This is a genomic window from Streptomyces sp. NPDC048671 (assembly GCF_055587045.1).
Map to the genome: position 1 here is coordinate 177,290 of NZ_JBVJHB010000007.1, position 19,351 is coordinate 196,640.

The following is a 19,351-nucleotide window of genomic DNA, read 5'->3' on the forward strand; positions in this document are numbered from 1 at the left end:
TCGATGGGCGCTCAGCTTCGCGTTTACAAGCGCCGCATCCAAGCCGTCACCGCGACCAAGAAGATCACCAAGGCGATGGAGATGATCGCCGCCTCGCGCATCGTCAAGGCGCAGCGCAAGGTGTCGGCGTCGATGCCGTACGCGACCGAGCTCACCCGTGCGGTGACCGCGGTCGCGACCGGCTCCACCACCAAGCACCCGCTCACCACCGAGGCCGAGGCCCCGGCCCGGACCGCGGTTCTGCTCATCACGAGCGACCGCGGTCTGGCCGGCGGCTACTCCTCCAACGCCCTCAAGGCGGGGGAGCGGCTCCGGGAGCGGCTCGCGGCGGAGGGCAAGGAGGTCGACGTGTACATCGTCGGCCGTAAGGGTGTCGCTTACTACGGCTTCCGCGAGCGCAAGGTCGCGGAGTCCTGGACGGGCTTCACCGACAGCCCGGAGTACTCGGATGCCAAGAGGGTCGCCGCGCCGCTGATCGAGGCCATCCAGAAGGACACGGCCGAGGGCGGCGTCGACGAGCTGCACATCGTCTTCACCGAGTTCGTGTCGATGATGACGCAGAACGCGGTCGACGACCGGATGCTGCCGCTCTCGCTCGACAAGGCCGCGCAGGAGAGCACGGAGAAGGGCGAGATCCTTCCGCTGTTCGACTTCGAGCCGTCGGCGGAGGACGTCCTCGACGCCCTCCTGCCGCGCTACGTCGAGAGTCGTATCTACAACGCACTGCTGCAGGCAGCCGCTTCCGAGCACGCTGCCCGCCGCCGCGCGATGAAGTCGGCGACCGACAACGCCGGGGATCTCATCAAGAGCCTCTCCCGGCTTGCCAACGCGGCCCGCCAGGCCGAAATCACCCAGGAAATCAGCGAGATCGTCGGCGGTGCAGGTGCTCTGTCCGACGCGTCCGCGGGGAGTGACAAGTAATGACGACGACAGTTGAGACGGCCGCTGCCACGGGCCGCGTCGCCCGGGTCATCGGCCCGGTCGTCGACGTGGAGTTCCCCGTCGACGCCATGCCGGAGATCTACAACGCCCTGCATGTGGAGGTGGCGGACCCGGCCGAGGACGGTGCCCGCAAGACACTGACCCTCGAAGTCGCCCAGCACCTGGGTGACGGCGTGGTCCGTGCGATCTCGATGCAGCCCACCGACGGTCTGGTCCGCCAGGCCAAGGTGACCGACACCGGCGCGGGCATCCTGGTGCCGGTCGGCGACATCACCAAGGGCAAGGTGTTCAACACCCTTGGTCAGATCCTGAACGACCCGGACGCCGAGGCTCAGATCACCGAGCGCTGGCCGATCCACCGCAAGGCCCCGGCCTTCGACCAGCTCGAGTCCAAGACCGAGATGTTCGAGACCGGCCTGAAGGTCGTCGACCTGCTGACCCCGTACGTCAAGGGCGGCAAGATCGGTCTGTTCGGTGGTGCGGGCGTCGGCAAGACGGTCCTCATCCAGGAAATGATCATGCGTGTGGCGAAGCTGCACGACGGTGTGTCGGTGTTCGCCGGTGTCGGCGAGCGCACCCGTGAGGGCAACGACCTCATCGACGAGATGACCGAGTCGGGCGTCCTGGAGAAGACCGCGCTGGTCTTCGGCCAGATGGACGAGCCGCCGGGCACCCGTCTGCGGGTCGCACTGTCCGCCCTGACCATGGCGGAGTACTTCCGCGATGTGCAGAAGCAGGACGTGCTGCTCTTCATCGACAACATCTTCCGCTTCACGCAGGCCGGCTCCGAGGTCTCCACGCTGCTCGGCCGTATGCCGTCCGCGGTGGGTTACCAGCCGACGCTGGCCGACGAGATGGGTGTGCTCCAGGAGCGCATCACCTCGACGCGTGGTCACTCGATCACCTCGATGCAGGCGATCTACGTCCCCGCGGACGACCTGACCGACCCGGCCCCGGCCACCACGTTCGCCCACCTCGACGCGACGACGGTTCTCTCCCGTCCGATCTCCGAGAAGGGCATCTACCCGGCCGTGGACCCGCTGGACTCCACGTCCCGCATCCTGGACCCGCGCTACATCGCGCAGGACCACTACGACACGGCCAGCCGTGTCAAGGGGATCCTGCAGAAGTACAAGGACCTCCAGGACATCATCGCGATCCTCGGTATCGACGAGCTGGGCGAGGAGGACAAGCTCGTTGTCCACCGTGCCCGTCGCGTCGAGCGCTTCCTGTCGCAGAACACCCACGCCGCCAAGCAGTTCACCGGCCTGGACGGTTCCGACGTGCCGCTCGACGAGTCGATCGCCGCGTTCAACTCGATCTGCGACGGTGAGTACGACCACTTCCCCGAGCAGGCGTTCTTCATGTGCGGTGGCATCGAGGACCTCAAGGCCAACGCCAAGGAGCTCGGCGTCTCCTGAGCCTCCGGCTCACCGAGGGGGGCGGGTGCGTCCCGTCCCCCTCCCCACGCCCCGTAGAATTGACCCAACACCCGGCATGACCGCCGGGTGGTGACCCGAGGAGCCACCCTTGGCTGCTGAGCTGCACGTCGAGCTGGTCGCGGCGGACCGTAGTGTCTGGTCCGGCGAGGCCACCCTGGTCGTCGCGCGCACCACGTCCGGCGACATCGGCGTCATGCCCGGTCACCAGCCGCTTCTGGGTGTGCTGGAATCGGGCCCGGTGACGATCCGTACGAGCGATGGCTCCACTGTCATCGCCGCGGTGCACGGCGGTTTCATCTCGTTCGCCGACGACAAGCTCTCGCTGCTGGCGGAGATTGCCGAGCTGGCGGACGAGATCGATGTCCAGCGCGCCGAGCGTGCGCTGGAACGTGCGAAGTCGGACACGGACGGCGCCGCCGAGCGTCGCGCCGATGTGCGACTGCGTGCGGTGGCGGTGCACTAGCCACCCCGCGAAACGTCTTTACCCTCAGCCGCGGCCCGAGCTGGAGACCTCTCCAGACCGTGTCGCGGCTGAGGCGATGCAGGTGCAGGTGAAGTTCGGGCGGTATCCGTTTACTCGATGACGCGAGGAGGTCGGTGGAGGTGTTCCTCGCGCTGTGGGTGGGCGGGCTGGTCGTCGCACTGGTCCTGGTTGGTCTCTTCGTCTTCGGTCTGCGCCGGCGGCTGATTCAGCGCTCCGGCGGGACCTTCGACTGCAGCCTGCGCTGGAATGTGCCGGTGGAGCCCGATCTCTCGGGCAAGGGCTGGGTGTACGGGGTCGCCCGTTACCACGGGGATAAGGTCGACTGGTTCCGGGTCTTCAGCTACTCCCCGCGCCCGCGCCGGGTGCTGGAGCGGTCCTCGATCGAGGTGGTCGCCCGTCGGCTGCCCGAGGGCGAGGAGGAGCTCGCACTGCTCTCCGACGCCGTCGTGCTCGGCTGTCTCCACCGGGAGACCCGCCTGGAGCTGGCGATGAGCGAGGACGCCCTGACCGGGTTCCTCGCCTGGCTGGAGGCGGCACCGCCCGGCCAGCGAGTCAATGTGGCTTAAACAGGGGCCTCGCTGGAAGGGGGCACCTCCCGGACGAAGTCCGGGGGAGGGTGAACGTGGCCTGAGGCCCCGCACCACACAGACGAAAACCGGGGAGACAGGGGGCGGACCTGTCTCCCCGGTGCTTTCGGGGTTACGCGGGATGCGGTGCGGCGGTGACTACTTGAGGCCGCTGTTCATCGCGCTCACGAGTTCACCGTTGCTGGTGTCCCCGCTGAACTCCCAGAAGAACGCGCCTCCCAGGCCCTGGTTCTTCGCCCAGGCCATCTTGGACGAGATGGTGGCCGGGGTGTCGTAGCTCCACCAGTTGGTGCCGCAGTGCGCGTAGGCGGTGCCGGCGATGGTGCCGGTGGTGGGGCAGCTGTTCTTGAGGACCTTGTAGTCCTCGATGCCCGCCTCGTACGTGCCCGGGGCGGCGCCGGTGGCGGTGCCGCCGGGCGCGTCCTGGGTGACGCCGGTCCAGCCGCGGCCGTAGAAGCCGATGCCGAGCAGCAGCTTCGACGCGGGGACGCCCTGGGCCTTCAGCTTGGCGATGGCCTCGGAGGAGCTGAAGCCGGCCTTCGGGATGCCGGTGTACGGGGTGAGCGGGGAGTGCGGAGCCGTCGGGCCCTTCGCGTCCCAGGCGCCGAAGAAGTCGTACGTCATCACGTTGTACCAGTCCAGCGACTGCGCGGCGCCCGCGTAGTCGGCGACGTCGATCTTGCCGCCGTCGGAGCCGTCGGCCGTGATGGCGGCGGTCACCAGGTTGTTGCTGCCGAACTTGGTGCGCAGCGCGGACGTGATGGACTTCAGCGCGGCCGGGCCGCTGGTGTCACAGGTCAGACCGCAGGCGTTGGGGTACTCCCAGTCGACGTCGATGCCGTCGAAGACATCGGCCCAGCGGGGGTCCTCCACCAGGTCGTAGCAGGACTGGGCGAACGCGGCCGGGTTCTGCGCCGCCTGGCCGAAGCCGCCGGACCAGGTCCAGCCGCCGAAGGACCAGAGGACCTTGATGTTCGGGTACTTCGCCTTGAGCTTGCGCAGCTGGTTGAAGCTGCCGCGCAGGGGCTGGTCCCAGGTGTCGGCGACGCCGTCGACCGACTGGTCGGCGGTGTACGCCTTGTCGTAGTCGGCGTAGGAGTCACCGATGGTGCACTTGCCGCCGGTCACGTTGCCGAAGGCGTAGTTGATGTGGGTGATCTTCGCGGCCGAACCGGAGGTGTCCAGGTTCTTGACGTGGTAGTTCCGGCCGTAGACGCCCCACTCGGCGAAGTAGCCGAGGTTGACCTTGTCGCCGGTACCCGGGCCGCCGGGATCGGTGCCCCCGCCGCCGGTGGTGTGCACCTTGACCGCGCCGCTGGCCGGACCGGTCTGGTCGGCGGTGTCGCGGGCCTGCACGGTGTACGAGTAGTCGGTGCCGGCGGTGAGGCCGGTGTTGGTGTACGTGGTGCCGGTGACCGTGGCGACGACCGCGCCGTCCCGCAGGACGTCGTAGTTCTTGATGCCGTGGTCGTCGGTGGCCGCGCTCCAGCTCAGCTTCGCCGAGGTGTCGGTGATGGCGCTCGCGGTGGGGGTTCCGGGCGCGGAGGGGGCGTTGTCACCGGGGACGCTGCCGCCGTCGCAGGAGGCGCCGTTCAGCTTGCAGCCGGTGGCGGCCCCGGAGCCGGAGCCGGTGCCGTTGAAGCCGAAGGAGACGCTGGCGCCCGGTGCGACCGAGCCGTTCCAGCTGAGGTTCTTGGCGGTCCAGTGGTTCCCGGAGCTGGTGACGGCGGCGTCCCAGGCGGAACCGACGCCGGTACCGGAGGGGAAGTCCCACTCGATGGTCCAGGAGCTGAGGGCGGTGGTGCCGGTGTTCTTCACCGTCCACTGGCCCTCGAAGCCGCTGCCCCAGTCGGACTTCTTGAGGTACGTGGCGGTTGCCGAGGTCGCTGCTTCGGCCGGGGACGCCATGCCGACCATCGCGGCGAGCGGAAGGAGCAGTGCGGTGAGGCCCGCGACGGCTCTTGATCTGGTGGCTTTCCCGGCCCCGAATCTGAATCGGGTCCGGCGGGGGGTCTCAGTGCTCAACGGTGCTCCTCGGGTGAGGTCCGGACAAACGGGGGTGGTCCGTGAACTGCAACCCTGCGCCGCCCCGAGCCCGTCTTGTCATGGCGGGCTCACCGCAGTGTGTTCGGTGAGATTAGGAAGGTCTGGACCAATCGTCAAGAGGTCCAGACCAAAGATCGGAGCGCGATCTCCCCAAACCTCAGACGCCCAACTCCTGTGCCAGCACCGCCGCCTGTACCCGGCTGCGCAGACCGAGCTTCCCCAGCAGCCTGCTGACGTGCGTCTTCACCGTCGCCTCCGCCATCGACAGCCGCACCGCGACCTCGGCGTTCGACAGGCCCTCGCCCAGGCAGCCCAGCACTTCGCGTTCGCGCCGGGTGAGGGAGTCCAGCACCGCTCTGTCCGGAGCGTCCGGCGGTACGGGGACGGACCCGGCGAACTCCGCGATCAGCCGGCGCGTCACCGCCGGGGCGATCAGGCCCTCGCCGCGCGCCACCGTGCGCACCGCTTCGAGCAGGCCGTGCGCCTCGGTGTCCTTCAGCAGAAAGCCCGACGCCCCGGCCCGCAGCGCGCCGAAGACGTACTCGTCCAGGTCGAACGTCGTCAGCACCAGCACATCCGCCAGCCGCTCCGCGACCACCTGCTTCGTCGCCGACACCCCGTCAAGCCTGGGCATCTGCACATCCATCAGCACCAGGTCGGGGCGCAGCTCGCGGGCCAGCCGCACCGCCGCCTCCCCGTCGCCGGCCTCCCCGACGACCTCGATGTCCGGTGCGCTGCCCAGGATGAGCACCAGCCCCGCACGCACCGCCGACTGGTCCTCGGCCACCAGAACCCGGATGGTCATGCCCTCACGCTCCCGTCCCCGACGGGCAGTTCAGCCCGTACACGCCAGATCTTTCTCCCGCTCCCGGTGGACACCGGTCCCGCCTCGATCTCCCCGCCGAGCAGCGCCACCCGCTCCCGCATCCCGATCAGTCCGGCCCCCGAACCGGGCGCACGCGGTCCCGGCCGGTCCCCGAGGACGCTGGTGACCTCCACCGTCAGCCGCCGCCCCGACTGCCCCAGCCGGACCGTGACCGGGCCGGGCCCGGCATGCTTGAGCGCGTTCGTGAGGGACTCCTGGACGATGCGGTACGCGGCCAGCTCGACCGGCGCCGGCAGCGGACCGGGCTCGCCGCGGGAGTCCTCCAGCACGCACGTCAGCCCGCTGGACGCGGCGTTCGTGCGGTGCTGCTCGACCAGGGCGTCCAGCGAGCCGAGAGTCGGGGAGCTGCTGGGGCCGGGATCCGGTCCGTTCGTGCGTAACAGTCCGATCAGACGGCGCATTTCGGCCAGACCGTCGACGCTGTTCTCCCGGATGACTCCCAGGGCGTTCCGGGACGTCTCCGGGTTGTCGATGGAGAGCGCCGCGGTGGAGTGGATGGCGATCGCGGAGAGATGGTTGGCCACCATGTCGTGCAGCTCGCGCGCCATCCGGGCCCGTTCGACGGCCACCGCCTGCGCCCGGTCCATCTCGGCCAGCAGAGCCGTCTGATCGGCGCGCAGCCGCTCGGTCTCGGCGGCGTCGCGGTGGTTGCGCACACTGACCCCGGTGAGGGCGGGCACGAACGAGACCAGTCCGGTGATGATGCCGATGAGCAGCGCCTCGGCACTGCGGAACCAGGCCAGGAAGCCGATGGTGACCGTGACCGTGATCAGGAAGGTGGTCACCGGGATCCGCCGGGCGGCCGCCGGGGTGCCGTACAGCACGGCGGCGTACATGACGTCGGTGTACAGCAGTACGGTCGCCAGGTTCCCGGCCGTGAACTGGTCCATGATCAGCGCGAGGGTGCCGATGATCAGGGCGGTCTGCGGCGCGCTTCTGCGCAGCAGCGCCAGCACCGACATCACGGCGAGCGGGACCAGCTCGATCCCGGGGGCGTCGAGTGGCCGGCCGTTCTGCATGTGCAGACCGAGCAGCCACAGCACCAATCCGCCGAGCAGTCCGCTGACCGCGATGAGGACGTCGTCCCGGTGGGGGCGGGGATGAGAGAACACCCTCCCATCCAACACGGCGGGCCGTCGCCGGACGTCCGTACCGGGGGTGAGCCGCGACTACATCGAAGGATGCAGCGCCGGTTCGTCACTCCGGTCGACGATCGGGCGCGCCCCGGCGGGGACGCTGGAGGGGAGAGACAAGGAGCAGGACCGTGATCGTCACACTGATCGTTCTCTGCGAGATCGCCTTCTGGGTGCTGCTGGCCGGGGGACTCACGCTGCGGTACGTGGCGAAGAAGCCGCGGCTCGGTGGCGCGCTGCTGCTGTGCGAGCCGCTGCTGGAGGTGATCCTGCTGGTGGTGACGGCCGTGGACCTGAAGAACGGTGCCGCTCCGGACTGGAAGCACGGCCTCGCCGCCGTGTACATCGGCTTCACGGTGGGCCTGGGTCACTCCACGATCCGCTGGGTCGACGCCCGCGTCGCCCACCGCTTCGCCGGCGGCCCGCCACCGGTGAGGCCGCCGAAGTACGGGATGGCGCGGGCGGTGCACGAGTGGCGGGTGGCCGGGCGGTGGACGCTGGCCGCGGCGACGGCGCTGGCGCTGCTCCAGGGGGCGGTCTGGTACGTGGGGGGCGACGGGGACGTGGCGTCGCTGCGGTCCTGGCAGCAGACGATGCTGTTCGTGATCGGGATCAACCTGGTGATCGCGGCGAGCTACACGGTGTTCCCGAAGCGGGATCCGAAGCGGGACTCGGAGTAGGCGCGGGGCCCGCCCGGCTGAGATCTTGTCCTCAATCGCCGGACGGGCTGGGGGCGCCGGGCAGACTGGGGGGTGCCGGACGGGCTGGGGGGTGCCGGGCGGGCCTGTCCTTCTACCGCTCGCCGCCCGGTACCCACAGCACGTCGCCGAGTTTCTTGTTCGCCACCCGCGCGAGGATGAACAGCAGGTCGGAGAGCCGGTTGAGATACGTCGCCGTGGTGGCGTTCATCACCTCGCCGTGCACCTCGAACGCCGCCCAGGTGGACCGCTCCGCGCGCCGGACCACCGTGCACGCCTGGTGCAGCAGTGCCGCGCCCGGTGTGCCGCCCGGCAGGATGAAGCTGCGGAGCTTCTCCGTCTGCTCCAGGAAGTGGTCGCAGTCCGCCTCCAGCTTGTCGACGTAGGACTGCTCGACCCGCAGCGGCGGGTACTTCGGTTCCTCGACGACCGGCGTCGAGAGGTCCGCGCCCACGTCGAACAGGTCGTTCTGCACCCGGACGAGGACCTTCACGATGTCGTCGGTGAGCTGCCCGAGCGCGATCGCCGTCCCGATGACCGCGTTGGCCTCGTTGGTGTCGGCGTACGCGGAGATCCGCAGATCGGTCTTGGCGGTCCGGCTCATGTCGCCGAGGGCGGTGGTGCCCTGGTCGCCGGTGCGGGTGTAGATACGTGTCAGATTGACCATGCGGTCAGCCTAGTTACGCGCCCGCTCTGCGGAAGACACGTGTGCCCACTGTCACGGCGAGTGCCGCGAAGCCGAGGGCGACCAGCACGCCGTACAGCACGGAGGCGGTGGCATAGCGGCCGGTGTACCCGTCCCGGATCGCGTCCACCAGATAGCGGAGCGGCATGAAGTGGGAGAGGACGTTCAGCCAGCCCGGTGCGAGGGCCATCGGCAGCATCAGGCCCGACAGCAGCATCGACGGCATGGGTGGAACCTGGAGCGCACGGTCTGGCGGGCGTAGCGCCCGAAGATCAGCGCGGTGTCCTGCAGAAGCGCGGTTTCGACGAGGTGACGATCGCCGAGGTCGCCGAGGCGGCCGATGTCTCCGTCAACACGGTCTACAACTACTTCCAGGCCAAGGAGGATCTCTTCCTCGACCGGGCCAAGGGCAGCGTCGCGCGGCTGTCGCGTTTCGTGCGTGCCCGCGACCGGGGTGAGTCCGCCGCCGCGGCGGTGCTGCGCGAGCTGCGGGCGGAGGTGGAGGCGGTGTCGGCCCAGGTGGGCCTCATGGCCGGCTACGACCGCTTCATGAAGGTTGTGGAGAGCGCGGCCGGGCTCCGGGCCCGGCTGTGGCACATGCAGCAGCAGAGCCTGGTGCTCCTTGAGGAGACCCTGCGCGAGGAGACCGGAGCGCGCCCCGAGGACCTGACGCCGTCGCTCATGGCCGGGCAGATCAGCTGGGTGCACACCACGCTGCTGGCTCTCATCGGGCGCGAGATGGTGGCCGGCCGTTCGCCGGCCGAGGTCTCCCGTGAAGCCCTGTGCCTGCTCGACGACATGGAGGACCTGCTGAGCGAAAAGGTCCTCAACTACGCCCGGCGCGCCCCCGAATGACGCTCTCCGGTGTGATGTCCGTCATTTGAGACGTGACGCGCATCTCTTAGCGACCCCAGCGCCCCTCACGGGTACTAACCTCCGCCGGAGAGCATGGACGAGAACCGTATGGAAAGCAGGGGTGCCAACGTGGCCAGGAAGCTCGCCGTCATCGGAGCCGGACTCATGGGGTCCGGCATCGCGCAGGTGTCCGCCCAGGCGGGCTGGGACGTCGTGCTGCGCGATGTCACCGACGAGGCCCTGACCCGTGGCCGTGACGGCATCAAGGCTTCCTTCGACAGGTTCGTCGCCAAGGGCAAGCTCGCGGCGTCCGACGCCGAGTCCGCGCTCGCCCGCATCACCACGACCACCGATCTCGACGCGGTCGCCGACGCGGATGTCGTCGTCGAGGCGGTCTTCGAGAAGCTGGAGGTGAAGCACGAGATCTTCCGGGCCCTCGACAGGATCGTCCGGGACGACGCCGTGCTCGCCTCCAACACCTCCGCGATCCCGATCACCAAGATCGCGGCCGTGACGGAGCGCCCGGAGCGCGTCGTCGGTGTGCACTTCTTCTCGCCGGTCCCGATGATGCAGCTCTGCGAGCTCGTACGCGGCTACAAGACGAGCGACGAAACCCTCGCCACCGCGCGGGAGTTCGCCGAGTCGGTCGGCAAGACCTGCATCGTGGTCAACCGGGACGTGGCCGGCTTCGTCACCACCCGGCTGATCTCGGCGCTGGTCGTCGAGGCCGCCAAGCTGTACGAATCGGGCGTCGCCTCGGCCGAGGACATCGATATCGCGTGCAAGCTGGGATTCGGCCACGCCATGGGCCCGCTCGCGACCGCGGACCTGACCGGCGTCGACATCCTGCTGCACGCCACCGGCAACATCTACACCGAGTCCCAGGACGAGAAGTTCGCCGCTCCGGAGCTGATGCGCCGGATGGTCGATGCAGGTGACATCGGCCGCAAGAGCGGGCAGGGCTTTTACACCTACTGATCGTTCTTGGTCCTTCGTTGCCTGATCTGCCGTCAATCAGGCTCGGGGGCACCGGGGGTCGCCTCCCGGGACCATGGATCCGCACCGGATCCATGGCGGGCCTCAGTCACTCCACGGAGTGAATTCGGTATCGGTTCGCTTACAGACGGCAACTTCCCTGTCGCTGCCGCAGTCAGTTGGGGCAGAGGCAGTTTCAGACAGACGGACCTTGCCACGGAGCATTCCAGGGGAGCGCATATGCACATCAGGGGCGACCACGCCGAGCTGGTCGTCGGGGGCCGCCTCGACGTCCGAAGCGCGGCGGACGCCCGTACGGTCCTGCACTCGGCCCTCGACGACGGAGTCGGCGATCTGGTGCTGGACCTGACCGAGCTGGATTCATGGGATGCCACCGGACTCGGTGTCATCATGGGCGCGCACAGACGGGCCGGACGGGCCGGACGGCGGCTGGTGCTCCGCAGTGTGCCGCCGCAGATGCAACGCCTTCTGGTGGCTACCAGACTGCACCGCATCCTGGCCATCGAGGGCGGGATCGCGGCAGAATCGCTGCCGCGTGTCTGAGGCCCAGGGCGGCGGCGGACCCCCGTCCGCACCCCGCGGCCGAAGCCGCACAATCCTCACGAGACCGTGATCTGTCGGGCGGCACGGCACCCCGGATGTTCGTAGATACTGTGCGGAGGTTTAGGGTTCGGCCGTCTGCCGATTGACGGACCCACCTGGCTGACACCGGACCGGAAGCGACAGCTGGACGTGCGAGGCCGGGAGGGGCAACCGTGCTCGACGCGTCTTGGGGGCTTTGGCGATGGACCCGACACACCGGGGGCCGGATGAGTTCGGCCACGACAATAACGGCTCCGCGCAGGACGCCGGCCGACGGCGTCCCTCCCGCGATCCACTGACCCCTGATTTCGGTCAGCAAACACCGCAACAGGCACGTGTCGTCCCGCTGATATCGGGCGACCTCCTGCTCACGATCAACCCGGTCGACGGCAGCGAGGTCGAACCGTGCCGGCCGGGCGAGCGGCCCGCCGAACCGGTCCGGCGCACCCCCGCCGAGCGCGCCGACCGCGAACGGTCCGCCGCGCCCCCCGTGCCGCCCGGCCCGCCCGTCCTCCAGCTGCCCCTCCTGGAGCGCGACGACGAACGCGAGCGGCTGGTACGCCTGCTGGCCCGCGGACGCTCGGTACGGCTCACCGGACCGGCCGGATCCGGCCGAACCGCGCTCCTCGACGCCGTCGCCGCCGACTGCGCTCAGCTCGCACCGGACGGAGTCGTAAGGCTCAGCGGCCACAAGCGGACCGTCACCGACCTGCTGCACGGACTCTTCGACGCCGTCCACGACGCACCGCTGCACCGCCCGGACCGGGCACTGCTGCTGGCGAAGCTACGCGCCACCGGTGCCGTCGTCGTCCTGGACGACCTGGAGTTCGGCGGCGCCGCGCTGGACGAACTGCTCGACGCGACGCCCGAATGCGCCTTCCTGCTCGCCGCGACACCCGATGTCACCGCGCCCGGCCCCGACTCCCACCTCGAAGAGGTCTTCCTCGCCGGGCTGGACGGCGAGGCCTCGGTCGCACTGATGGAGCGGGTGGTCGAACGGCCGCTCACCGAGGAGGAGAACAACTGGGCGGGCGACCTCTGGTTCGAGTCCGAGGGCCTTCCGCTGCGCTTCGTCCAGGCGGGCGCCCTGCTGCGCCAGCGCGACCTGCTGCGGGCCGACCCCACGGCGTACGACGAGTACGGCTACCTCGACAGCCGGCCCGCCGAGGCGCCGCTGCCGGCCGAGGCACTCGAACTGCCGCTGCCCAGCCTCGGCGAGGGCGCGGCGCCCGCCGCACTGCTCGCCTCACGGCTCAGCGAGGCCGCGCGCGACACCCTGCGCTTCGCGGTCGCGCTGGGCGGCGAGGTGCCGCACCAGGCGCATCTGCCGGCGCTCGTGGGGGACACCCACGCCGATGCCGCGCTCGGTGAACTGGCGGCCTGCGGGCTGCTCTCCCCGGCCGGGCCCCGCTACCGGCTGGCCGCCGGTGTTCTCGCCCAGCTGGAGGCCGCCGGCTACGGGGACGACGCCACGGGCCGGGCCCGTACGGCGGCCCAGCACTACGCCTGGTGGGCCGGCCACCCCTCCGTCACCCCCGCACGGGCGGTCGCCGAGGCCGACGCGATCCTCGCGGCGATGACGCAGCTGGTGCCGGGGGACGGCGCCGGGCAGACCAGCGTCGCCGTGCTGCTGGCCCGCAGCGCCTCGCCCGCCTTCGCGGCCGGGCTGCACTGGAGCGCCTGGGAGAAGTCCCTGCGGATCGGCCAGGAGGCGGCCCGGATCGCCGGCGAGGTCGCCGAAGAGGCTTACTTCCACCACGAGTTGGGCGTACTCGCGCTCTGCACCGGCAATCCGGACCGGGCCAGGGCCGAGCTGGAGACCTCCATCAGCATGCGCGGGGCGCTGGCCGACAAGCCGGGTGCGGTGGCGGGGCGCCGGGCGCTCGCCCTGGTCGAGGACCTCTCCGGCGCGCAGACGGCGGGCGGCGTGCCCCTGAACGACGAGATACCGGCCGGCCGCTTCGAGGCGTCCTCGCCCGGCGGCCCGACGGCCGGCATACCGGTCACGATGCCGCGGTCGTACGCGGACGAGACCGCAGTCCTGCCCCGGCAGACCGCTGCGAAGGGCGCCGGGAGCGGCGCGGACGGCCGCTTCTCGGTACTGGGCGGTGCGCGGCGCAACCTGGTCGCCGCGGGTGCGGGCGTGCTGCTGGCGGGTGTGCTCGGCACGGTGGTGACGCTCGGCCTGACGTCGAACAGCGACGCGCAGGACGACCCCGCCGCCCCGACCGAGCAGTCGGTGAGCGAGGACGACGGCAGCGAGAACGAGCCGCCGGCCGACGAGACGACCGACGACGCGGTTCCGCCCGCTCCGGCGCCGAGCTCCACGTCGTCGACGCCCGGACCGACGGGGAGCACGGCCGCGCCGACCGGGAGCGGGAGCCCGTCCCCGGACACGAGCGCCCCGCAGGACACCCCGTCCCCTTCGGGGAAGCCGTCGAGCGAGGAGCCGAGTCCGTCGCACTCCACGTCCAAGTCGCCGAAGCCGACGAAGTCGGATCCGCCGCCGACGACCCCCTCGACGAGCCCTCCGCCGGCGAGTGAGACCCCGCCGCCCACGGAGAGCGAGACGGACGGGCCGGGGCTGCCCGACTCGTCGGACTCCGCGAGTGGGCCGTCGGGGGTGACGAGCGCGGACGCGTCCGCGGTGCCGTCGGAAAGCGCGTCGGTGGCCTGAGCGGGGGCGCGCCCCCCGCTTGGCGCCTTGTCCTCAATCGCCGGACGGGCTTGAAGTGCGCGCCCGTCCGGCGGGGTCCCGGAATCCGGGACGAGGGTTCCGTCCTCAATCGCCGGACGGGCTTGAGGTGGCCGGGGTCAGAACAGCCTGAGTTTGTCGTCCTCGATGCCGCGCATCGCGTTGTAGTCGAGGACCACGCAGCCGATCCCGCGGTCCGTCGCCAGCACGCGGGCCTGGGGCTTGATCTCCTGGGCGGCGAAGATGCCCTTCACCGGCGCGAGGTGCGGATCGCGGTTGAGCAGCTCCAGGTAGCGGGTCAGCTGTTCCACGCCGTCGATGTCGCCGCGTCGCTTGAGCTCGACGGCCACGGTCTGACCGTCGGCGTCGCGGCACAGGATGTCGACCGGGCCGATGGCGGTGAAGTACTCGCGGCGGATCAGGGTGTAGCCCTCGCCGAGGGTCTCGATCCGGTCAGCGAGCAGTTCCTGGAGGTGTGCCTCCACGCCGTCCTTGATCAGGCCGGGATCGACGCCCAGCTCGTGGGACGAGTCATGGAGGATCTCCTCCATCGTGATGATCAGTTTTTCGCCCGCCTTGTTCACCACGGTCCAGACGCCCGCGGTGTCGTCGGCGCCCTCCTTCAGGGTGCAGGGCGGCGACATCCAGTTGAGCGGTTTGTACGCCCGGTCGTCGGCGTGAATCGACACGCTCCCGTCCGCCTTCACCAGGATCAGACGGGGAGCGGAGGGCAGGTGGGCCGTGAGCCGGCCCGCGTAGTCCACGGAGCAGCGGGCGATGACGAGACGCATGGTGGGCCACGCTACTCGACGACGGGCGGTCGACGCGATTCACCCACCCGTCACTCCATCCCCGCCCCGACCTGACCGAATCTGTCTTGTCCGCCTTTGAACCCCTTCGTTATTGGCCGGTTGTGTTCCCAATCTCCTGGTGCGGCCCGGACTGCACCCTTACCGTGGATGCAGGAGGTCGCCGTCTGTGCACGCTGCGTCGCCGTCCTCCTTCCCTGCCCGTAAGGCCCCGGCCCTCCGTCGGGGTCGCGAGAGGAGAACCCATGTCGCTCGACGTCTCACCGGCGCTGTTGGAACAGGCCGAGCGAGGCGAGGTCGACGAAGCCGACTTCGTCGACTGCGTCCGGACCTCCCTGCCCTTCGCGTGGGAGATGATCAGCTCGCTGGTGGCTCAGCTGAAGGTCGACGGCGGCGAGTTCGCCGACAACCAGACGCCGCCGCCGGACGAGCAGGCACGTGGCCAGCTGCTGCGTGCGCTCGCGAGTGATGCCATCCGCGGCGCGCTGCAGCGGCACTTCGGGGTGCGTCTGGCATTCCAGAACTGCCACCGTGTCGCGGTGTTCCCGCTGGACGCCTCGGTCGACGACCGGCTGGCCCGCTTCACCTCGGTGAGGGGCCAGTTGCTCAACCAGTCGCCCGAACTACGGGACTGCTGAACACCTTTGCTGTCGCTCCGGGCCGCGGGAGGTGCCACTGGTCCGGGGCGGCAGCTCCCGTTCGTACGGCGGAACAGCGGTTCCGGCGCATCATTTCAGGAGCGGCAGCACCTCGGTGCCCAGGCGCGCTACGTTCTCCTCCGTGGCCACGAGATCTCCTGAGCCCTCGACCAGGAGCGCGAAGCGGGTGATACCCGTGCGCTCCGCCGTGGCCGCGAGCCGGTCCGCCGCGAGCCGGGGCGGGCCCACCGGGTGAATACCGCTCAGCATCTCCGTATAGCCGACCGGGTCGCGCATCACCCGGTGCCGGCCGTCGACCGTCACATGGGCGTCCAGCCCCTGCCGCAGCCAGCCGGGCATCGCCTTCACGAGCGTCTCGGTGGCATCCTCGGCGCGGTCCGCGATCTGGGCCACTCCCGCCGACACGTGCCCGGCCTGCCGCACACTCTCCGGCGAACGGCCGGCGGCCAGCGCGGCGGTCCGCCAGAGGCCGACCATCTCGGCCTTCTCCTCGTCCCCGCAGTGCATGCCGAGCAGCATCGGCAGGCCGTTCTCGGCCGCGAGCCGCACACTCTTCGGCGAGGTGCACGCGACGACCACCTCGGGACCGCCGGGGCTCTCGCCGCTCTCCCCGTCGAACAGCTCGTCGGCCCGGGGCACCACCGCCACCTCGGGGAAGTCGTAACGCTCCCCGCGGCCCGCCACGCGCGGTTCGCGCAGCCAGTCGAGCAACAGCCCCAGGGACTCCGGGAAGCCCCTCTCGTACGCCTCCAGGCCGCCGCCGAACACCTCCAGGTCGATCCAGGGGCCGCCCCGGCCGACGCCGAGGCTGAACCGGCCGCCGCTGGTGAGGTGGAGCAGCGCCGCCTGCTCGCCGAGCGCGACCGGATGCTGCGTCGGCAGCACGCTCACCGCCGTGCCCACCCGGATTCTGCGGGTGCGGCCGAGCAGCAGGGCGGCCAGCGTCACGGCGGACGGGCAGACCCCGTACGGCACGAAGTGGTGTTCAGCCAGCCAGACCGAGTCGAGGCCGGACTCCTCCGCGACCTCGGCGGACCGGATCGCGCGATGCAGCGCTTCCCCCGGCCCCTGCCCCGGAAACTGGGCTGCCAGTACAAACGTTCCCACACGCATCGCCTATTGCCTCCTTGCGGCCGACGCGGCTTTCCCCTAGTGGCAACAACGTCTGACACGTGCCAAAGGCACGGTCGGGGGTGAAGTTGTTGCGATTTTCCGGTAACCCGTCCCGCCCTGGGCCCGGTGGTGCGCGGTGCGGGACATCTGCCCCGGCCGAATGGCCCTACGCTGGTCGGGAACTGCCCAGCCCTGCCCCGTGAGGTGTCACGTGTCCCCGCGCCGCAACCGCCCCCGAGGCGGCGAGAGTCCCACCGAAAGCGCCGGCGCGGTGGGGGACCGGTACGGGGGTGGCGGCCGCGCGGAGGAGTGGCAGGGCGAGGACTGGTCCGTCCGCCCGGTGAGCGGCGCGAGCGCGGCGGGCAAGCGCTACCGGTGCCCCGGCTGCGACCAGGAGATCCCGTCCGGCGTCCCGCACCTGGTGGCCTGGCCCCAGTACGGCGGGATCGACGACCGCAGGCACTGGCACAAGGCGTGCTGGAACGCGAGGGACCGCCGCACCACACGGGTGCAGCGGTCCAGGAACGCGCCTCGGTACTGAACGCCCCCCCCGGCGGCGCCGGGGCGGCGGCCGGTCAGACGTCCCGGCGGCTCATCGCGAGATAGGCGCCGCCCATGGCCACGGCGGTCACCCCGAGCATGATCCACAGCGGTTCCCAGCCGGACGGCCCCGACTCGGTGACCGAGGCGTCGTAGAAGTTGCTGAGCTGGTTGGGGATCGAGTACTCCAGGAGCCACTCCTGGAGCTTCGCGAGCGACTCGGCGAACATGAAGATCGCCAGCACGAGCGGCAGCAGCACCACACCGATCATGACGGTGATCGCACCGGCCGAGTGCCGGATCAGCGCGCCGATCGCCAGCGAGAGCAGCCCCAGCGTCGCGATGTAGAGGCCGACGCCGACCGTGCTGCGCAGCCAGTCCGCGCCGCTGGGCGTATCGGCGTCCAGGATGGCCGCCTGGAGTACCGCGACGACCGAGGTCATCACCGTCGTCAGGACGAAGGTGAGGAGGAAGAAGACGATGGCCTTCGCGCCGAGCACCCGGCCGGGGCTGGGGCAGGCCGTCATCGTCGTACGGATCATCCCGGTGCCGTACTCCGAGGCGATCGTCATCACGCCGAGCGTGATCACACAGATCGAGCCGAGCAGTACGCCGAAGAAGCCGAGGCTGAGCACCGGGGTGGAGCCCAGGTCGGTGTCGGACGCGTCGACCGCGATCGCCGAGAGCAGACCGATGACGAGCAGCAGCACGACCAGGACGCCGAGCGTCCACATCGTGGAGCGCACCGAACGGATCTTGGTCCACTCGGAGGCGATCGCGTCGCCGAGGGTGGCCCGGCGCACCGGGATCGGCGAGGTGTAGAAGCCGGCCTGCGCGTTCCCCCGCGGTGCGGGCGGCTGCTGGTACGCCTGCGGCTGGTACGGCGTCGGCGGCGTGGACGGCGTTGTCATCGGGGGTCCTCGCTGGTGTCGCGCGCGGTCGGGTCCGCGGCAGTCGCGGCGGGCGCTGCCGGGGCGGGAGCGGTGGGGGCGGGAGCCGGGGGAGTGGCGGGGGCCGGGGCGGCGGGAGGCGCTACCGGGGCCGCGGCCGCCTGCCCGCCCGGTCCGGGGGCTGTCGCGTACGGGTTGTCCCCGGGCGGCGGCGGGGCGTACCAGCCCTGCTGCGGCACCTCCGGGACGGCCAGCGGGGGCGGCGCGTACCCGGGGTGCTGCTGCCCGTATCCGCCGTCCGGGAAGGGCTGCTGCAGTCCGGCCTTCTGGTCCGCCGTCGAGCGGTAGTCCACGGCGCCCTGCGTCATCCGCATGTACGCCTCCTCAAGCGAGGCCTGGTGCGGCGAGAGCTCCCACAGCCGTACGTCGCAGTCATGGGCCAGATCGCTGATCCGGGGCAGCTTCAGCCCGGTGATCCGCAGGGCGCCGTCCGGCTCCGACATGACCTGGCCGCCCGCCTCGATGAGGGTGGCGGTGAGCTTCTCCCGCTGCTCGGACCCGTTGTCCTGGACCCGGACCCGGGCGAAGTCGGCCGAGTTGGCCGAGATGAAGTCCGTGATGCTCATATCGGCCATCAGCTGGCCGCGGCCGATCACGATCAGATGGTCGGCGGTGAGTGCCATCTCACTCATCAGGTGGCTGGAGACGAAGACCGTGCGGCCCTCGGACGCCAGCATCTTCATCAGGTTGCGGACCCAGAGGATGCCCTCCGGGTCGAGCCCGTTGACCGGCTCGTCGAAGAGCAGCACCTGCGGGTCGCCCAGCAGCGCGGCCGCGATGCCCAGCCGCTGCCCCATGCCGAGCGAGAAGCCCCTGGACCGCTTCCGGGCGACGTCCTGGAGGCCGACGACACCGAGCACCTCATCGACCCGGGCGGCGGGGATGCCGGCGAGCTGGGCCAGCGAGAGCAGGTGGTTGCGGGCGCTGCGGCCGCCGTGCACCGCCTTGGCGTCCAGCAGCGCGCCCACCTGGCGCGGGGCGTTCGGCAGGCTGCGGTAGGCGTGGCCGCCGATCGTCACATGGCCGGCGGTCGGCCGGTCCAGGCCGAGCATCATCCGCATGGTCGTCGACTTGCCCGACCCGTTGGGACCGAGGAACCCGGTGACGGTGCCCGGCCGCACCTGGAAGGAAAGATTGTGCACGGCCGTCTTCGCGCCATAGCGCTTGGTCAGGCCGACTGCCTCGATCATGCTCCAGCCCCATCGACTTATCTGCTCTCGGGGCCCAGGCCGTCCGGCCGCACGCCCCC

The 19,351-nt window shown here is 70.5% G+C and carries 19 protein-coding genes and 1 pseudogene; 11 read left to right on the forward strand and 9 right to left on the reverse strand.

Features of this window, described 5'->3' with window-relative positions:
• Positions 1 to 3 precede the first annotated feature (3 nt).
• The 4 genes from ACZ6S6_RS16085 (at position 4) to ACZ6S6_RS16100 (ending at position 3,434) form a co-directional block, all read left to right on the forward strand.
• Positions 4 to 921 carry a F0F1 ATP synthase subunit gamma gene (locus ACZ6S6_RS16085; RefSeq protein ID WP_362963154.1) on the forward strand — a complete coding sequence of 306 codons (918 nt, stop codon included), beginning with the start codon at positions 4 to 6 and terminating at the stop codon, positions 919 to 921.
• Positions 921 to 2,363 carry a F0F1 ATP synthase subunit beta gene (gene atpD, locus ACZ6S6_RS16090; protein WP_362963156.1) on the forward strand — a complete coding sequence of 481 codons (1,443 nt, stop codon included), beginning with the start codon at positions 921 to 923 and terminating at the stop codon, positions 2,361 to 2,363. Before ACZ6S6_RS16085 ends, atpD begins: the two co-directional genes overlap by 1 nt.
• 109 nt (positions 2,364 to 2,472) lie before the next feature.
• Positions 2,473 to 2,847 carry a F0F1 ATP synthase subunit epsilon gene (locus tag ACZ6S6_RS16095; RefSeq protein WP_123461680.1) on the forward strand — a complete coding sequence of 125 codons (375 nt, stop codon included), beginning with the start codon at positions 2,473 to 2,475 and terminating at the stop codon, positions 2,845 to 2,847.
• A gap of 134 nt (positions 2,848 to 2,981) precedes the next feature.
• The gene (locus tag ACZ6S6_RS16100) at positions 2,982 to 3,434 is read left to right on the forward strand and encodes a DUF2550 domain-containing protein (RefSeq protein ID WP_362963158.1); all 453 of its coding nucleotides are present in this window, start codon (positions 2,982 to 2,984) and stop codon (positions 3,432 to 3,434) included.
• Positions 3,435 to 3,593: 159 nt separating this feature from the next.
• Here the strand turns inward: ACZ6S6_RS16100 and ACZ6S6_RS16105 are convergent, their stop codons facing one another.
• From ACZ6S6_RS16105 to ACZ6S6_RS16115, 3 genes are all read right to left on the reverse strand, one after another.
• Positions 3,594 to 5,480, reverse strand: coding sequence for a glycosyl hydrolase family 18 protein (locus tag ACZ6S6_RS16105; RefSeq protein ID WP_469706020.1), 1,887 nt, complete (start codon positions 5,478 to 5,480; stop codon positions 3,594 to 3,596).
• 178 nt (positions 5,481 to 5,658) lie between these two features.
• On the reverse strand, positions 5,659 to 6,306 hold the full coding sequence (locus ACZ6S6_RS16110) for a response regulator transcription factor (protein WP_362963162.1): 648 nt from the start codon (positions 6,304 to 6,306) through the stop codon (positions 5,659 to 5,661).
• Complete coding sequence (locus ACZ6S6_RS16115) at positions 6,303 to 7,499, reverse strand: sensor histidine kinase (protein ID WP_469706021.1); 1,197 nt, start codon at positions 7,497 to 7,499, stop codon at positions 6,303 to 6,305. Before ACZ6S6_RS16115 ends, ACZ6S6_RS16110 begins: the two co-directional genes overlap by 4 nt.
• Before the next feature lie 152 nt (positions 7,500 to 7,651).
• Between ACZ6S6_RS16115 and ACZ6S6_RS16120 the strand changes: the two genes are divergently transcribed.
• On the forward strand, positions 7,652 to 8,200 hold the full coding sequence (locus ACZ6S6_RS16120; protein WP_362963166.1) for a hypothetical protein: 549 nt from the start codon (positions 7,652 to 7,654) through the stop codon (positions 8,198 to 8,200).
• Positions 8,201 to 8,312: 112 nt separating this feature from the next.
• On the opposite strand, the gene ACZ6S6_RS16125 is transcribed toward ACZ6S6_RS16120, so the two are convergent.
• Together ACZ6S6_RS16125 and ACZ6S6_RS16130 are read right to left on the reverse strand one after the other, a co-directional pair.
• Complete coding sequence (locus ACZ6S6_RS16125; protein WP_362963169.1) at positions 8,313 to 8,885, reverse strand: cob(I)yrinic acid a,c-diamide adenosyltransferase; 573 nt, start codon at positions 8,883 to 8,885, stop codon at positions 8,313 to 8,315.
• Between the two features lie 13 nt (positions 8,886 to 8,898).
• A pseudogene (locus ACZ6S6_RS16130) lies at positions 8,899 to 9,129 on the reverse strand (ABC transporter permease); the annotation flags it as partial.
• 23 nt (positions 9,130 to 9,152) lie between these two features.
• On the opposite strand from ACZ6S6_RS16130, the gene ACZ6S6_RS16135 reads away from it, so the two are divergent.
• The 4 genes from ACZ6S6_RS16135 to ACZ6S6_RS16150 all read left to right on the forward strand — a co-directional run bounded on the left by ACZ6S6_RS16135 (position 9,153) and on the right by ACZ6S6_RS16150 (position 14,013).
• Complete coding sequence (locus ACZ6S6_RS16135; protein ID WP_362963228.1) at positions 9,153 to 9,758, forward strand: TetR/AcrR family transcriptional regulator; 606 nt, start codon at positions 9,153 to 9,155, stop codon at positions 9,756 to 9,758.
• Positions 9,759 to 9,887: 129 nt separating this feature from the next.
• Positions 9,888 to 10,736: a 3-hydroxyacyl-CoA dehydrogenase family protein gene (locus ACZ6S6_RS16140; RefSeq protein ID WP_362963230.1), complete on the forward strand. Its 849-nt coding sequence runs from the start codon at positions 9,888 to 9,890 to the stop codon at positions 10,734 to 10,736.
• 237 nt (positions 10,737 to 10,973) lie between these two features.
• Positions 10,974 to 11,297 carry an STAS domain-containing protein gene (locus tag ACZ6S6_RS16145; RefSeq protein WP_362963171.1) on the forward strand — a complete coding sequence of 108 codons (324 nt, stop codon included), beginning with the start codon at positions 10,974 to 10,976 and terminating at the stop codon, positions 11,295 to 11,297.
• 241 nt (positions 11,298 to 11,538) lie between these two features.
• Positions 11,539 to 14,013, forward strand: coding sequence for an ATP-binding protein (locus tag ACZ6S6_RS16150; RefSeq protein WP_469706022.1), 2,475 nt, complete (start codon positions 11,539 to 11,541; stop codon positions 14,011 to 14,013).
• Positions 14,014 to 14,150: 137 nt separating this feature from the next.
• Here ACZ6S6_RS16150 and nucS read toward each other — a convergent pair whose 3' ends face one another.
• Positions 14,151 to 14,822: an endonuclease NucS gene (nucS, locus tag ACZ6S6_RS16155; RefSeq protein WP_219574249.1), complete on the reverse strand. Its 672-nt coding sequence runs from the start codon at positions 14,820 to 14,822 to the stop codon at positions 14,151 to 14,153.
• Positions 14,823 to 15,085: 263 nt separating this feature from the next.
• On the opposite strand from nucS, the gene ACZ6S6_RS16160 reads away from it, so the two are divergent.
• Entirely contained in the window at positions 15,086 to 15,478 is a 393-nt protein-coding gene (locus ACZ6S6_RS16160; protein WP_123461692.1) for an SCO5389 family protein, read from the forward strand.
• Between the two features lie 90 nt (positions 15,479 to 15,568).
• On the opposite strand, the gene ACZ6S6_RS16165 is transcribed toward ACZ6S6_RS16160, so the two are convergent.
• The gene (locus ACZ6S6_RS16165; protein ID WP_362963175.1) at positions 15,569 to 16,612 is read right to left on the reverse strand and encodes an LLM class flavin-dependent oxidoreductase; all 1,044 of its coding nucleotides are present in this window, start codon (positions 16,610 to 16,612) and stop codon (positions 15,569 to 15,571) included.
• A gap of 211 nt (positions 16,613 to 16,823) precedes the next feature.
• Between ACZ6S6_RS16165 and ACZ6S6_RS16170 the strand changes: the two genes are divergently transcribed.
• Positions 16,824 to 17,153, forward strand: a complete 330-nt coding sequence (locus ACZ6S6_RS16170) for an ATP/GTP-binding protein (RefSeq protein ID WP_362963177.1) — start codon at positions 16,824 to 16,826, stop codon at positions 17,151 to 17,153.
• 34 nt (positions 17,154 to 17,187) lie between these two features.
• Here ACZ6S6_RS16170 and ACZ6S6_RS16175 read toward each other — a convergent pair whose 3' ends face one another.
• Together ACZ6S6_RS16175 and ACZ6S6_RS16180 are read right to left on the reverse strand one after the other, a co-directional pair.
• A complete protein-coding gene (locus tag ACZ6S6_RS16175; protein ID WP_362963179.1) occupies positions 17,188 to 18,063 on the reverse strand; it encodes an ABC transporter permease in 876 nt (291 codons plus the stop codon).
• Complete coding sequence (locus tag ACZ6S6_RS16180) at positions 18,060 to 19,292, reverse strand: ATP-binding cassette domain-containing protein (protein ID WP_362963181.1); 1,233 nt, start codon at positions 19,290 to 19,292, stop codon at positions 18,060 to 18,062. Before ACZ6S6_RS16180 ends, ACZ6S6_RS16175 begins: the two co-directional genes overlap by 4 nt.
• Positions 19,293 to 19,351 lie beyond the last annotated feature (59 nt).